The following is a 14,705-nucleotide window of genomic DNA, read 5'->3' as shown; positions in this document are numbered from 1 at the left end:
TGGTCAGCGCCCCTATTACTGGATGGATTAACCACCAAGATAAGCTTTGCGGACGTTGTCGTCGTGCAGCAGCTCTTGGCCGGTGCCGGTCATGGTGATCTTGCCGGTCTCGAGCACGTAGCCGCGTGTGGCGATGGAAAGCGCCATCTGCGCGTTCTGCTCGACCAGGAGCACCGTGGTGCCGGCCTTGTGCAAATCCTCGACAATCTGGAAGATCTGCTCGATCAGGATCGGCGCCAGACCCATGGAGGGTTCGTCGAGCATGAGCAGCTTGGGGTTACTCATAAGGGCACGACCCATAACGAGCATCTGCTGCTCGCCGCCCGAAAGGGTGCCGGCCACCTGGCGACGGCGTTCCTTCAGGCGCGGGAACTGCTCGTAAACACGTTCGAGGCCCGGGGCAACCGTGGACTTGGGCTGTGTATAGGCACCCATCTCCAGGTTCTCCTCGACCGTCATCTGCAAAAAGGCACGACGCCCCTCGGGTACCTGAGACAGGCCCTTGCCAACCAGCTTGTCGGCGGGCGTATGGATAATGTCCTCGCCCATAAACTTGATGGAGCCGGTCTTGGAGCGCAGCAGGCCCGAGACAGTCTTGAGCGTCGTGGACTTGCCGGCGCCGTTAGCGCCAATCAGGGCAACGATCTCGCCCTCGTTAACGTTAAAGGAGATGTCCTTAATGGCGTGGATGGCGCCGTACCAGACGTTGATGTTGTAGACGGAAAGCATCGGCTCTGCCATTTAGTTCTCCCCCTTATCCTGCTTGCCCAGATAAGCCTCAATAACGGCTTCGTTGTTCTGGATTTCCTCGGCCGTGCCCTTGGCGATGACCTTGCCAAAGTTAAGCACGCAGATACCCTCGCAAATATTCATGACGAGCGACATGTCGTGCTCGATGAGCATGATGGCAATGCCAAAGGTGTCGCGAATCTTGACGATGTTCGCCATGAGCTCCGCAGTCTCGGACGGGTTCATGCCGGCGGCAGGCTCGTCGAGCAGTAGTAGCTTGGGATTGGTGGCAAGCGCGCGGACGATCTCCAAACGACGCTGAGCGCCGTAAGGCAGCGAGCCGGCCTGCTCGTTTGCCAGATGTTCCATATCAAAGATGGACAGAAGCTCCATGGCGCGCTCATGGGCGGCCTTCTCGTGCTTCCAATACGTCGGCAGGCGCAGCACGCCCTCAAAGCCGGAGTAGCGCTCCTGGTTGTGCAGGCCGACCTTTACGTTGTCCTCCACCGTCATGGTGTTGAACAGGCGGATGTTTTGGAAGGTACGAGCGATACCCATGCGGTTGACCTGGTAGACGGACTTGCCCGAGGTGTCCTCACCGTCGAGCAGGATGGTGCCGTGCGTGGGCTGGTACACCTTGGTGAGCAGGTTGAAGACCGTGGTCTTGCCGGCGCCGTTGGGGCCGATGAGACCGGCGATCTCGGTCTTACCGATGGTCAGGCTAAAGTCGTCGACCGCCTTGAGGCCGCCGAACTCAATGCCCAGGTGGATGCACTCGAGCGCCGGGCGCTCGCCCAGGTCGCGGTCGGGAACGATGGCGCCAGAAGGATACGGGACCATTTTGCCCTTGTTGAACTCAAACTTACTGGGCATCGGTTGCCACCTCCTTCTTGGAAGCAAAGCGGTCCTTAATGCGCGCGAAGAACGCCTTGAGCTGCGGGTTGTTAGTAAAGACCATGACCAGAATCAACACGATGGCGTAGATGAGCATGCGGTAGTCCGAGAACTGACGGAGCAGCTCGGGGAGCACCGTGAGCAGCGCCGCCGCGATGACGGAACCGCGCATGTTGCCCAGACCGCCCAGGACCACGAACACCAGAATGAGAATCGACGTGTTGAAGTCGAACTTAGTGGCGGAGAGCTGCGAGAAGTTACCGCCGAAGAGGGCTCCGGCAGCACCGGCGAGAGCGGCGGAAACCACGAAGGCGATCATGCGGTACTGGGTGACGGAGATACCCACGGACTCGGCAGCGATCTTGTTATCGCGCACGGACATGATGGCACGACCGGTGCGGCTGCGGACCAAGTTGAGCACAATCACGAGCGCAACCATAACCAGGATGGCGCCAGCAAGGAACGTCGAGTAGGTCGAAACACCAGATGCGCCCTGGGCACCCTTGATGATAGCGGTGCCGTCTTCGAGCAGGTGCAGGTCGTCGATCGTGGAATTGCCCGTGATGTTAAAGATCACGTGCAGGCCGCGGGAATCGACGCCCACAATGAGGCAGGTAACGATCTCTTTGATAATCTCGCCAAAGGCCAAGGTTACGATGGCCAGGTAGTCACCGCTCAGGCGAAGAACCGGAATACCGATCAGGAAGCCCAGAATGGCAGCGGCGATAGCGCCGACCACAATGCTGATGATCAGACGCACCGGGTCGGACGGAACGGCGCTCTCCAGCGCGACGGCGGTGACGATTCCCGTATAGGCGCCGACGCTCATAAAACCCGCGTGGCCCAGCGACAAGTCGCCCGCGATGCCGACGACGAGGTTGAGCGAGATGGCCATGACGATATAGGCCGTGATGGGCACCAGCTGACCGACAATCATGCGCGGAATCATGTGGTTAGACTGCATAAAGAACACGATGGCGAACGCCACAACGCACATGGCGTACGTGACAAAGTCGTGACGCGTCTGCTTGTCTGTAAGAAACTTCATAACGCTCACCTACACCTTCTCGGGTACGTACTTGCCCAAGAGGCCGGCAGGCTTGACGAGCAGGACGATGATCAAAACGCCAAAGACGATGGAGTTGGCAAGGCTCGTGGAAATGTAAGCCTGCGCCATCGCCTCGATGATGCCGATGAGAATGCCGCCGACAAAGGCACCGGGGATGGAGCCGATGCCGCCGAAAACGGCAGCGTCGAAGGCCTTGATGCCAGGCATGGCGCCCGTGGTGGGCTGCAGAACCGGCGAGTAGGAGCACAGGAGCACACCGGCGATGGCGGCAAGGGCGGAGCCGATGGCGAACGTCATCGAGATGGTGCGGTTGACGTTGATGCCCATGAGCTGGGCGGCGGCCTTGTCCTCGGACACGGCGCGCATGGCCTTGCCCATCTTGGTCTTACCTGTAAAGATCATCAGACCGGCCATGATAACCAGGCAGGCGACGATGGTGACGAGCGAGACGGCACTTACGTTGAACTTGGCCAAGAACTCCGGCACCGGGAAGGTGACGAGCGAAGTGAAGTTCTTGGGCGTGGCGCCCCACAGAAGCTGCGCGGCATTCTGCAGGAAGTAGGACACACCGATGGCCGTGATCAGAACGGCCAGCGGGCCTGCTTGGCGCAGCGGCCTATAGGCCAGACCCTCAATGAGAACACCGAGAACCGTGCAGACCACACAAGAGAGAACTACAGATGCCCAGCCCGGGAGGCCGAGATACGACGTGGCGCAGAACGAGACATAGGCACCGACCATGATGACATCGCCGTGAGCGAAGTTGAGCATCTTGGCGATACCGTAGACCATGGTGTAGCCCAACGCGATGATGGCGTAGACGCTGCCCATGGACAGGCCGTTGACCAGGTATTGGATAAAGACCGTCATGTTCCACATCCCCCTTTCGAATAGGTTTCCAGTTGATGTATGAAACAGGGACGTTACGTTGTCCCCAGATACCAAGCAAGCAGGGAAGGCGAAAACCTCCCCTGCTTGGGATCAAAACCGCTCTATGTAAGGCGGCCTATTAGGCCAGTACGTACTTGCCGTCGGTGATGACATACGCCGTAGGATCCTTCTGGACCTGGCCCTTGTCGTTCCAGGAGAGCTTGCCGGTCAGACCGTCAACGGTAATCTTGAGCATAGCCTTGGGCAGCTTCTCGGCGACCTCGGTCGGGTCGGCGTCGACACCAAGACCGGCCTCCTTGAGGGCCTCGGCCACCGCGTGCACGCCGTCGTAGGCATCGGCGGCAAACTGGTCGGGGGTATCGCCGTACTTATCCTTGTAAGCGTTGACGAAGTCGGCGTTCTTCTCGTCGTCGGCGGAGAACGGGGTCATGAGCAGCAGACCCTCTGCAAGAGAGGTGTCGAAGCCCTCGACGCCCAGGATGCCGTCCATGCCGTCGCATCCCATCATCTTGACGTCGTAGCCCATGTCCTTGGCGTTCTTGAGCAGGACGGACGCCGGCGTGTAGTAGATCGGCGCAAAGATCATGGTGGCGCCGGCCTGCTTGGCCTTGGTCAGCTGGTTGGTAAAGCTCGTAGCGGAGTCGTCCTTAAAGGTCTCCTCGTCAACAATCTCGAGCTTAGACTCAGCGGCCTGGGCCTTAAAGGAATCTGCAATGCCCGAAGAATAAGCGTCGCCGGAGTTATAGAACAGCACGAACTTCTCGTCCGCATACTTCTCTGCCAGGAACTTGGCAGCGTTGACGCCCTGGTTGGGGTCGGTAAAGCAAACCTGGAAGACGCAATCCTTTCCGTCGGTGACGTCCTCGGAGGACGCGGACGGGGTGATCATGAATGTCTTGGGGTCGTTGCTGCACTCTGCGGCAACGGCAACCGACGCACCCGTGGTGGTCGGGCCGACGAGGGCCTGCATGCCCCAGTCGAGCAGGTTATTAAAGGCGTTGACGGCCTTCTCGCCGTCGGCCTGGTCGTCCTCGGCCTTGCTGGCAAGCGGCAGCTCCTTGGTGGAGAAGTCCTTGCAGCCAAGCTCGACGCCCTGGGTAACGGACTTGCCGTAAGACGCGGCGGCACCGGTCAGCGGGCCAATGGTGCCGATCTTAAACGAAGCGCCGCTCGAAGCGGAACCGCTGTCGCCGCCGTTGGAGGAGCAGCCAGCTAGAATGGACATCGCCCCCAGACCTGCTGCGCTCGCGATAACGCTCCTGCGATTCATAACAGGGTTCAATGACTTACCGGTGAGGCTCGACATGCGGCTCTCCTCTCAAATCTCGTCGGGTTTCGGTTACCCGACAGGCCATCCTCCGCCGTCTTCGGCGTTCGCAAAATAGTAGACGCTTTAGTTGAGAAAAGTGGCGATTATTTCAACTTTTCTTTTGCCTTGTCCATTTATCCATATTTATGCGTATTTCTGTCGGTTTATACAGTTTAAAGATTTTATTGTGTGAAAGTAATGTTTCCGTTTTGTTACAAGCTTTCCTGCCCTGAATAACATGGCCCAACCGGTCTCGTTATATGCACTTAGGCGGCGATGTACTTGCCGTCCTGAATCACATAGGCCGTAGCGGGCTTCTCGACTTGGCCCTCGTCGTTCCACGTGAGCTCGCCTGTCAGGCCCTCAATCTTGATCTTGCGCATAGCCTTGGCAAGGTCGCCGGCAATGTCGGCGCCGTCGACCGTAATGTCGATGTCCGCCTCATCGATTGCCTCGACAATCGCGTGGATGCAGTCATAAGCATCGGCGGCAAACTGGTTGGGCGTCTCGTTGTAGGCGTCCTTATATGCCTTGACGAAGTCGGCGTTCTTCTCATCGTCGGCAGAGAACGGGGTCATGAGCAGCACGCCCTCGGCAAGAGAGGTGTCGAAGCCCTCAACGGAGAGCAGGCCGTCCATGCCGTCGGTGCCCATGAGGGTCATTTCGTAGCCCATGTCCTTGGCGTTCTTGAGCAGGACGGACGCCGGCGTGTAATAGATCGGGGCAAAGATAAGCGTGGCGCCGGCCTCCTTGGCCTTGGTGAGCTGGTTGGTAAAGCTCGTGGAAGAGTCGTCCTTAAAGGTCTCGGTATCGACGATATCGAGCTTGGACGCCTTGGCCTGCTCGGCAAAAGCGTCGGCAACGCCCGAGCTATACGTATCGCCGGAGTTGTAGAACAGGGCGATCTTGGCGTCTGCATACTTCTCGGCCAGGAACTTCGCGGCGCTGGCGCCCATGGTGGGATCGGTGAAGCAAACCTGAAAGACCGTGGTCTTATCCTTGGTGACGTCGAGCGACGAGGCCGAAGGCGTGACCATGAGCGTATCGTCGGCGATCTCGCCCGAGACGGCGACGGCGGCACCAGTCGTGACGGGGCCGACGAGCGCCTGCATGCCCCAGTCGCACAAGGTATTGAAGGCGTTGATGGCCTTCTCGCCGTCGGCGACGTCATCCTCGGACTTAAGCGAGAGTTTGAGATCCTTGGTCGAGAAGTCCTTGGCGGCGAGCTTGGCACCTTTCTCGGCCGAAACGCCATAGGTTGCCGCGGCGCCGGTCAGAGGGCCGATGACACCGATCTTGAAGGTCTTACCGTCATCGGCGGAGCCGCCGTCCGAGCCACCCGACGAGCAACCAGCGAGCTCGGCAGCGCTGCCGAGCGCCGCGGCGCCGGCGAGAAAGTTCCTACGGCTGAGCGTGCTGTTGATGTTGAACATGGTGTCCCCCTTTTTCGCTGGCCGCGGTGCGGCCGTCTTGCGGTACGGGGCAAACCTTATGGCGCAAACGTTGACAGTTTGTTACGGAAGTTCGTTTGTAGCGAGCATGTTTCCAATGTTTCCGCAGCGTTTCGGGGGTGCCGTTTTGTGCGACTCCTGTTGCCTGGCGAGCACGCGCTCTCGGTTCACGCTAGAATGCACTCAACATTACTTGATCAATCAATCTATAAGATGCACGAAGGAGCTATCTATGAGCGAACCCCTGCGCACCGTGAACGTCGGTCTGATCGGTCTGGGAACCGTCGGCGGCGGCGTGGCCCGTCTGATCAAGAGCCACCACGATGAGTACCTGGCCGCCTACGGCATCGACCTTAAGCTGACCCGCGCCTGCGCGCTTGCCTGGGAGCAGGCCGAGGCAGCCGGTATTGAGCGCGAGGCCTTTACGAGTGACTGGCATGACGTCGTTACCGACCCCGCCGTCGATATCGTCGTCGAGCTGATCGGCGGCGAGCATCCCGCGACCGAGATCTTCACCACCGCCTTTGAGCACGGCAAGCACGTCGTCTCTGCCAACAAGGCCCTGTTGGGCCGTCACGTCGAGACGCTTGCCGAGAAGGCGCGCACGTGCGGTGTGCAGATTAAGTGCGAGGCCAGCTGCGGCGGTGGCATCCCCATCGTGAGCACGCTCGAGCACGACCTGGTGGGCAACAAGATCCTGACCATCGCCGGCATCCTCAACGGCACCACCAACTACATCCTGTCGCGCATGGACGCCGAGGGCGCCGATTACGCCGACGTGCTTGCCGACGCGCAGGCCAAGGGCTATGCCGAGGCCGACCCGTCCGCCGACGTCGACGGCTTCGACGCCGCCAGCAAGACGGCGATCCTCGCCTCCATCGGCTTTGGCACCCGCGTGACCACCGACGATGTGTACCAGCAGGGTATCCGTACCATCGGCGCCGAGGACATCGCCCAGGCCCGCGAGCTCGGCTACACCATTAAGCTGCTCGGCATCGCCCGCAACACCGACGCCGGCGTCGACGTCCGCGTGCATCCCACGCTGATTCCCGCCGACCACATGCTTGCCAAGGTCAACGGCGCCATGAACGCTGTCTACGTGGTAGGCGACGCCGTGGGCGAGACCATGTTCTACGGTGCCGGCGCAGGCTCCTTCCCCACCGCGAGCGCCGTCGTGGGCGATATCCTGTCGCTCTCCGAGCAGATCAGCCGCGGCGTGGCTCCGCTGCCCGAGATTGAGCCCTATGGCCACAACCTCGCCTTTAAGCCCATGGACGAGCTCCAGACCAAGTACTATGTGCGCCTGAAGGTCGCCGACCGCGTGGGTGCCCTGTCCGAGACGGTCGATATCTTTGCCAAGCACAACATCTCGATCTCGCTCATCAACCAGGTCGAGGACGGCAAGTCGGGCGTCAGCGATGCCTGCTCGGTCATCTTCCTGACGCACCGCGCGCTCGAGAAGGACGTCCAGGCTGCCGCCGCCGAGCTTGCCAGCGTCGACTGCGTGGCCGAGGTCGCCAACGTCCTGCGCATCGAGAACGTCGAGGCCTGGACCGAAGGCGTCATGGCCAACTAACCCAACGCTCGCCTAGCAATACGCGCTTTGAGGGCTCCCGTCCGATGTGGGACGGGAGCCCTTTTGCCTCCTGCCCTAAGCACAACGGCAGAGCACATTTGCGCGAGCCGCTCATCGGTAACGCGCGCTACCGTTCACCGATATGCAAACGCGGTCGATTCCGGCTACCGCTACGCTGTGCTGAGAGTGTCCGCCCGCGATGAGAGGAAGCACTATGTTGCTCGAGGGCAAGAAAGCAATCGTCACCGGAGGCACGCGCGGTATCGGCTATGCCATCGCCTGCCGTTTTATCGAAGAGGGTGCCGCCGTCACCGTCTTTGGCTCGCGCCAGGAGACTGCCGACGCGGCCGTTGAGAAGCTGGCGGCCGCCTATCCCGACGCCAAGGTCTGGGGCCGCTCCTGCGACCTCACCTCACTCGAGGCCGTGACCGAGGCTTTTACCCAGGCTGCAGCCGACATGGGCGGCTTGGACACGGTCGTCAACAACGCCGGCATCTCCCAGCGCTCGCCGCTTTTGGACTACACGGCCGAGGAGTTCGCCAAAGTCATGGACCTCAACGTCGTCGCCGTCTTTAACGGTCACCAGGCGGCCGCCAAGATTATGACCGAGGCCGGCCACGGCGGCACCATCACAACCACGAGCTCGATGGTCGCCAAGTACGGTCAGCCCTCCGGCGTCGGTTACCCCACGTCCAAGTTTGCCGTCAACGGCATGGTCCAGTCACTCTCGCGCGAGCTCGCCCCCATGGGCATTCGCGTCAATGCCGTCGCACCCGGCGTAACCAAAACCGATATGGTCGCCAACCTGCCCGAAGAGGTCATCAAGCCCATCATCGCCACCATTCCGCTGGGTCGCATGGGCGAGCCCGAGGATGTCGCCAACGCCTTTGTTTTCCTGGCGAGCGACATGTCCTCCTACGTCACGGGCGCCGTGCTCCCCGTCGACGGAGCCGCCCGCTCCTAAAGGTCGCAAGCCACGACTTCGAACCTCAACGAGGCCCAACGCAGAAGGCGCGCTGCCTGCATCAACCGCAGGCAGCGCGCCTTCTTCTGTTTGAAAGGGAAACTGCGTCCCGGTATTTCAGCTCAGAACGGGACACAGCTTCCCTCAGGGCCATGTTTTGGAAAGTGCGCCCCGTTTTGAACGCCAATTCTGGAACGCGCTTTCCTCAACGGGCTTCTCGCGGAAAGAACGTCCCACTCTGGATGCCAATTCCAGTACGCATTTTCCGCGGCGGCGTTGGCTATTTGCCGTCGTCGTCCTGGGCTTCATCGCGCGCGTAGAGCTCCAGCATGCGGCGGCGGTATTCGCGCACGGCGAGCTTGGCGCGCTCCAGGCGGCGGCGCTCACGCGGAGTCAGCTTGGACGGGTCAATCTCGTCGCCATAGGTCTTCTCAGCCAGCAAATGAGCGGCGTCCACGATGCGGGCATCGATGTGGCCGCTCGCTGCCTCGATCGAGAGGCGGTCAGCAATGGAATCAAGGGTAGGTATGCCGTCGAGCGAACGCCCATGGCCATGCGAGGTCAAAAGCTCATGCTCGCGCGCGAGCAAGCTCGCTAGGTCGTGGTGAGCGCGCAGGATATCGAGTGCGTCGGCAGGGTGCTCGGCGACCTCTGCCACGGCAGTGGCCGGCGCGGCATCGACCACGCGATAGAAGAGCTGCGCGAGCAGCGGCATCAAGAACACCGTGATGGCACCGGCGGCTACCATAACCGAGGCGACGTCTTGCGACAGAGCGCCTGCGTTGACGGCCACACTCGTCACGGCAACGATGATCGGCAGGGCCGTGGTGCAGTACAGGGCCACGGTAATGCGGCCATACGCCGAAACGTCACGTGTCGCGGGACAAATGCTCATAGAGACAAGGATCGGCACGGCGCGAATGATCAGCAACGCCGCGATAAAGCCCACGAGCAGACCCGGGCGCGACGCCACGGCCGTCAGGTCAATCTTTGCGCCCGACACGGTAAAGAACACCGGAATCAAAAAGCCATAGGCCAGGCCATCGAGCTTGGTCTCGAGCGTATGGTTGCCCTCGGGGATGATATAGCGCAGGACAAAGCCAGCGGCAAAAGAGCCCAACACGATGTCGAGGTCAAAGATGGCGGAAAATGCCACGAGTGTGACCAGGATGAGCACCGTCAGGCGCACGAACGTCTGCGACGTCGTGTCGGCCCGTTCCTCGACAAACGCAAAGAAGCGGCTGCCGACGCGCTTGGAGCGGCTCGGAACCACGGCCAACAGCACACAGACCAGTGCAAACAAGCCAAGGATCACGAGCGTCTGGATACCAGTACGAGCGGAGAGCAGCACCGACATGGCGAGCACGGGACCGAGCTCTCCCCACGTGCCATAGGCAAGGATGGAGTCGCCCACGCGCGTGCCGGTCAGCGAACGCTCACGCATGATGGGCACGAGCGTGCCGAGCGCCGTCGAAGTGAGCGCCAGCGTCACGGCGATACCGTCGAAATGGCTGACCGAGAACCACGGGGTAAAGCGCACGGCAAGCCAGGCGATGCCAAACGTGACGACCCACGTCGCCATACCGTAGCGCCCCTCGACGCCCGTGATGTTCTTGGGGTCGATCTCAAAGCCGGCAAGCAGGAACAAAAAGGCCAGACCGAGCTCGGACACAAGCGAGACCTCGGCATCTACATGGATGACGCCGAGCATATGAGGTCCCAGCACCGCGCCGAACACGAGCAAAAAAACCGTCTCGGGAACGGGCTTTCCGGGAATCGCCGATGCGATAAAGGGGCTTGCAAAAGCCACAAGCGCGATGATGGCGAGCGAAACGAATGCCATGTGATGCCTTTCTCTTGTTTGCGCTTCACTGTAGCACCCTCGCCGTCCTCAATACGCCATGAGCTGTCGTATCATAGTGACGTTTACAAACATGTGGCTCAAGGCGACCGCGAGGCTTGTCCCGCAAACCGACCGCTGCCGCATACCGCACCGTACGCCCAACCGATCAGGAAGGCAGGAACCAATGGTCTCTCGTATTTACGTGGAGAAGAAACCCGGGTTCGACGTCGAGGCTCAGCAGCTCAAGGGCGAGCTGACCGAAATTCTCGGCATCAAGGGCATCGAGGCCCTGAGGATCATCAACCGCTACGACGTCGAGGGCATCGACGAGGAGCTTTTCCGCTCCTGCGTGCCGACCGTCTTTAGCGAGCCCCAGGTCGATGTGACCTACGACGAACTCCCCGCAAGCGATGGCGCCGTCTTTGCCGTCGAATTCCTGCCTGGCCAGTTTGACCAGCGCGCCGACTCCGCCAGCGAGTGCGTGCAGCTCATCAGCCAGGGCGAGCGCCCCGCCGTGCGCTCCGCCAAGGTCTATATGATCTCGGGCGCTCTGGACGAAGCCGCCATCGAGGCCATCAAGCACTACGTGGTGAATCCCGTCGAGGCCCGCATCGCCTCGCTCGACCTACCCGAGACGCTGTACATGGAGACCCCCGAGCCCCAGCCCGTCGAGGTGCTCGACGGCTTCCGCGAACTCGACGAGGCCGGCCTTGCCGCCTTTATCTCCGAGCGCGGCCTTGCCATGGACGAGGCGGACATCGCCTTCTGCCAGCAGTACTTCCGCGATGAGGACCGCGACCCCACCATCACCGAGATCCGCGTGATCGACACCTATTGGTCCGACCACTGCCGCCACACCACCTTCGGTACCGTCCTGGACGACGTGACAATCGATGACGCCGTGGTACAGCAGGCCTTCGACCGCTATATGGAGATGCGCCACGAGCTCGGTCGCGACGCCAAGCCCGTCTGCCTCATGGACATGGGCACCATCGGTGCCAAGTACCTTAAGAAGACCGGCGTCATGACCGATGTCGACGAGTCCGAGGAGATCAACGCCTGCACCGTCAAGGTGAAGGTCGATGTCGACGGCGAGGACCAGGACTGGCTGTTCCTGTTTAAGAACGAGACCCACAACCACCCGACCGAGATCGAGCCCTTCGGCGGTGCCGCCACCTGCGTGGGCGGCGCCATCCGCGACCCGCTCTCTGGCCGCAGCTATGTGTACCAGGCCATGCGCGTCACCGGCGCCGGCGACCCCACCGTCCCGGTCTCCGAGACGCTCGAGGGCAAGCTGCCGCAGCGCAAGCTCGTGACCACCGCTGCCGCCGGCTACTCCAGCTACGGCAACCAGATCGGCCTTGCCACCGGTCAGGTCAACGAACTCTATCACCCCGGCTACGTGGCCAAGCGCATGGAGGTCGGCGCCGTCGTGGGCGCCACCCCGGCAAACCACGTGCGTCGCGAGTGCCCCGCCCCCACCGACAAGATCATCCTGCTGGGCGGCCGCACCGGCCGTGACGGCATCGGCGGCGCCACCGGCTCCTCCAAGACCCAGAATACCGATTCCATCGAGACCTCGGGCGCCGAGGTCCAGAAGGGCAACGCCCCGGTCGAGCGCAAGCTGCAGCGTCTGTTCCGCCGCGGCGACGCCTGCCGCCTGATCAAGCGCTGCAACGACTTTGGCGCCGGCGGCGTCTCGGTCGCCGTGGGCGAGCTTGCCGACGGCCTGTATGTCGACCTGGACACCGTGACCAAGAAGTACGACGGCCTGGACGGAACCGAGCTCGCTATCTCCGAGTCCCAGGAGCGCATGGCCTGCGCCGTCGCCGACGGTGACGTCGAGGAGTTCATGGGTTATGCCGCCGAGGAGAACCTGGAGGCGACCGTCATCGCCGAGGTTACCGCCGAGCCGCGCATGCGTATGGCCTGGAACGGCGTCGCCATCGTCGATCTGTCCCGCGAGTTCCTCAACTCCAACGGCGCACCCAAGCACCAGGTCGCCCACGTGTGTGCCCGCAGTGTGTGGCAACCCAGCTGGGCCGGCACCACGCTTGCCGAGCGCATGACCTCGCTTGTCACCGATCTCAACGTCGCCTCCAACAAGGGCCTTTCCGAGCGCTTCGACTCCACCATCGGTGCCGCTACCGTGCTCATGCCCTTTGGCGGCAAGACGCAGCTCACCCCGAGCTCTGCCATGGTCGCCAAGTTCCCCGTGGACGGCGAGACCACCACGGCGAGCGCTATGGCATGGGGCTTCAACCCCTACCTGATGGAGGCCGACCAGTTTGCAGGCGCCTACCTGTCCGTGGTCGAGTCCATCGCCAAGCTCGTTGCCACCGGCTTTGAGCACAAGCGCGCCTACCTCTCCTTCCAGGAGTACTTTGAGCGCCTGCGCACCGAGCCCGAACGTTGGGGCAAGCCCATGGCAGCCGTCCTGGGCGCCCTTATGGCCCAGGTCGACCTGGGTGCCGGCGCCATCGGCGGCAAGGATTCCATGAGCGGCTCGTTTGAGGACGAGACCGGCGAGCTCAACGTTCCGCCGACCCTGATCAGCTTCGCTGTCGCCGTGGGCCGTGCCGCCCGCGCCGTCTCCCCCGAGTTTAAGGGCCTCACGCACCGCGTCGTTCGCATCGCCCCCGCCACCTACGGCGAGGACTACCGCCCCGATGCCCAGCAGCTGCTCGCCGCGTTTGACGCCGTCGAGGCGCTCACCGCTACCGGCGACGCCCTGGCCGTCTCCACGCCCGGCTACGGCTGCGGCGCCGAGAGCCTCTTTAAGATGTGCGTCGGCAACCAGATCGGTATCGAGCTTGCCGAAGATGTGGACGTGGAGAGCCTCTTCACCCCGCTCTACGGCAGCTTTATCGTCGAGCTCGCCGAGGACGCCGAGCTGCCCGAGGTCGCCGACGGCGTTGTCGTCGAGCCCCTGGGTACCACCGTCGAGGGCTATGTCATCGACACCGGCTCCGAAGTCATCGAGCTCGCCGAGCTCCAGGAGGCCTGGGAGAGCGGTATCGAGGGCGTCTTCGCCTACCGCAGCGCCGGCGAGACCCCCGAGGTCGAGGCCATCGACTTCCGCGCCAAGGATATCCACGTGTACGGCGGCGCCAAGATCGCCCGCCCGCGCGTGATCATCCCTGTGTTCCCCGGCAACAACTGCGAGTACGATAGCGCCCGCGCCTTCCGCGCCGCCGGCGCCGAGGCCGACACCTTCGTGATCAACAACCTCACGCCCGAGGCCGTCGCCGAGAGCACCCACGAGCTCGCCCGCCGCATCCGTGCAAGCCAGATCGTCATGATTCCCGGCGGCTTCTCGGGCGGCGACGAGCCCGACGGCTCCGCCAAGTTCATCACGGCGTTCTTCCGCGCTCCTGAGGTCACCGAGGCAGTCCGCGACCTGCTCAAGGCCCGCGACGGCCTGATGCTGGGCATCTGCAACGGCTTCCAGGCCCTGATCAAGCTCGGCCTGGTGCCCTACGGCGACATCGTCGACGCCATGCCCGATGCGCCCACGCTGACGTTCAACACCATCGGTCGCCATCAGAGCCGTCTGGTGCGCACCCGCATCTCGTCCAACCTGTCCCCGTGGCTATCGCAGAGCAGTCTGGACGACCCCTACACCGTCGCCATCAGCCACGGCGAGGGCCGCTTTGTCGCCAACGATGAAGTGCTCGCCCAGCTGATTGCCAACGGCCAGGTCGCCACGCAGTACGTGGGCGAGGATGGCAAGCCCAGCATGGATCTCTCCGTCAACCCCAACGGCTCCGCGCTCGCCATCGAGGGCATCACGAGCCCCGACGGCCGCGTCCTGGGCAAGATGGGCCATGCCGAGCGTCGCGGCGACAACCTGTACCGCAACGTGCCCGAGCATGTCCCCGGCGATAAGTTCATGCCGATCTTTGAGAGCGGCGTAGCCTACTTCGCTTAAATACGTTCCCATCGGGTACAATCCCCTCGGGTAACAACACCCGCCACC

General features: G+C 62.2%; 10 protein-coding genes. 3 read left to right on the top strand and 7 right to left on the bottom strand.

The window, feature by feature from the left end:
* Positions 1-27 precede the first annotated feature (27 nt).
* The 6 genes from ACTQV4_RS05105 to ACTQV4_RS05080 form a co-directional block, all read right to left on the bottom strand.
* Positions 28-741 (bottom strand): ABC transporter ATP-binding protein, encoded by a 714-nt coding sequence (locus ACTQV4_RS05105; RefSeq protein ID WP_229770701.1) that lies wholly within the window; start codon positions 739-741, stop codon positions 28-30.
* Positions 742-1,602 carry an ABC transporter ATP-binding protein gene (locus ACTQV4_RS05100; RefSeq protein ID WP_427719717.1) on the bottom strand — a complete coding sequence of 287 codons (861 nt, stop codon included), beginning with the start codon at positions 1,600-1,602 and terminating at the stop codon, positions 742-744. It lies immediately after the preceding gene.
* Complete coding sequence (locus tag ACTQV4_RS05095; RefSeq protein ID WP_441569419.1) at positions 1,592-2,671, bottom strand: branched-chain amino acid ABC transporter permease; 1,080 nt, start codon at positions 2,669-2,671, stop codon at positions 1,592-1,594. The genes ACTQV4_RS05100 and ACTQV4_RS05095 overlap by 11 nt, the downstream gene beginning before the upstream one ends.
* A 9-nt stretch (positions 2,672-2,680) precedes the next feature.
* Positions 2,681-3,562, bottom strand: coding sequence for a branched-chain amino acid ABC transporter permease (locus ACTQV4_RS05090; RefSeq protein ID WP_154517188.1), 882 nt, complete (start codon positions 3,560-3,562; stop codon positions 2,681-2,683).
* A gap of 139 nt (positions 3,563-3,701) precedes the next feature.
* Positions 3,702-4,889: an ABC transporter substrate-binding protein gene (locus ACTQV4_RS05085; RefSeq protein WP_441569418.1), complete on the bottom strand. Its 1,188-nt coding sequence runs from the start codon at positions 4,887-4,889 to the stop codon at positions 3,702-3,704.
* Positions 4,890-5,158: 269 nt separating this feature from the next.
* Positions 5,159-6,325 carry an ABC transporter substrate-binding protein gene (locus ACTQV4_RS05080; RefSeq protein ID WP_441569417.1) on the bottom strand — a complete coding sequence of 389 codons (1,167 nt, stop codon included), beginning with the start codon at positions 6,323-6,325 and terminating at the stop codon, positions 5,159-5,161.
* Positions 6,326-6,575: 250 nt separating this feature from the next.
* Here ACTQV4_RS05080 and ACTQV4_RS05075 point away from each other — a divergent pair, with 250 nt between their 5' ends.
* Together ACTQV4_RS05075 and ACTQV4_RS05070 are read left to right on the top strand one after the other, a co-directional pair.
* Positions 6,576-7,919: a homoserine dehydrogenase gene (locus ACTQV4_RS05075; protein ID WP_427719713.1), complete on the top strand. Its 1,344-nt coding sequence runs from the start codon at positions 6,576-6,578 to the stop codon at positions 7,917-7,919.
* A gap of 214 nt (positions 7,920-8,133) precedes the next feature.
* Complete coding sequence (locus ACTQV4_RS05070; RefSeq protein ID WP_427796203.1) at positions 8,134-8,883, top strand: SDR family NAD(P)-dependent oxidoreductase; 750 nt, start codon at positions 8,134-8,136, stop codon at positions 8,881-8,883.
* Positions 8,884-9,163: 280 nt separating this feature from the next.
* On the opposite strand, the gene ACTQV4_RS05065 is transcribed toward ACTQV4_RS05070, so the two are convergent.
* Positions 9,164-10,726 carry a cation:proton antiporter domain-containing protein gene (locus ACTQV4_RS05065; RefSeq protein ID WP_427719616.1) on the bottom strand — a complete coding sequence of 521 codons (1,563 nt, stop codon included), beginning with the start codon at positions 10,724-10,726 and terminating at the stop codon, positions 9,164-9,166.
* Between the two features lie 184 nt (positions 10,727-10,910).
* Between ACTQV4_RS05065 and ACTQV4_RS05060 the strand changes: the two genes are divergently transcribed.
* Entirely contained in the window at positions 10,911-14,657 is a 3,747-nt protein-coding gene (locus tag ACTQV4_RS05060; RefSeq protein ID WP_441569416.1) for a phosphoribosylformylglycinamidine synthase, read from the top strand.
* Positions 14,658-14,705: the final 48 nt, after the last annotated feature.

Source organism: Collinsella sp. LCP19S3_B11, assembly GCF_052121915.1.
Classification (GTDB): Bacteria; Actinomycetota; Coriobacteriia; order Coriobacteriales; family Coriobacteriaceae; genus Collinsella.
The sequence above is the reverse complement of the archived record's forward strand: the minus strand, read 5'-3'. Positions and strand labels throughout refer to the sequence as shown.

Bases quoted from the DNA above. Each gene is read 5' to 3' on its own strand.
- ACTQV4_RS05105 (WP_229770701.1), bottom strand. From the start codon at position 741: ATGGCAGAGCCGATGCTTTCCGTCTACAACATCAACGTCTGGTACGGC.
- ACTQV4_RS05100 (WP_427719717.1), bottom strand. From the start codon at position 1,602: ATGCCCAGTAAGTTTGAGTTCAACAAGGGCAAAATGGTCCCGTATCCT.
- ACTQV4_RS05095 (WP_441569419.1), bottom strand. From the start codon at position 2,671: ATGAAGTTTCTTACAGACAAGCAGACGCGTCACGACTTTGTCACGTAC.
- ACTQV4_RS05090 (WP_154517188.1), bottom strand. From the start codon at position 3,562: ATGACGGTCTTTATCCAATACCTGGTCAACGGCCTGTCCATGGGCAGC.
- ACTQV4_RS05085 (WP_441569418.1), bottom strand. From the start codon at position 4,889: ATGTCGAGCCTCACCGGTAAGTCATTGAACCCTGTTATGAATCGCAGG.
- ACTQV4_RS05080 (WP_441569417.1), bottom strand. From the start codon at position 6,325: ATGTTCAACATCAACAGCACGCTCAGCCGTAGGAACTTTCTCGCCGGC.
- ACTQV4_RS05075 (WP_427719713.1), top strand. From the start codon at position 6,576: ATGAGCGAACCCCTGCGCACCGTGAACGTCGGTCTGATCGGTCTGGGA.
- ACTQV4_RS05070 (WP_427796203.1), top strand. From the start codon at position 8,134: ATGTTGCTCGAGGGCAAGAAAGCAATCGTCACCGGAGGCACGCGCGGT.
- ACTQV4_RS05065 (WP_427719616.1), bottom strand. From the start codon at position 10,726: ATGGCATTCGTTTCGCTCGCCATCATCGCGCTTGTGGCTTTTGCAAGC.
- ACTQV4_RS05060 (WP_441569416.1), top strand. From the start codon at position 10,911: ATGGTCTCTCGTATTTACGTGGAGAAGAAACCCGGGTTCGACGTCGAG.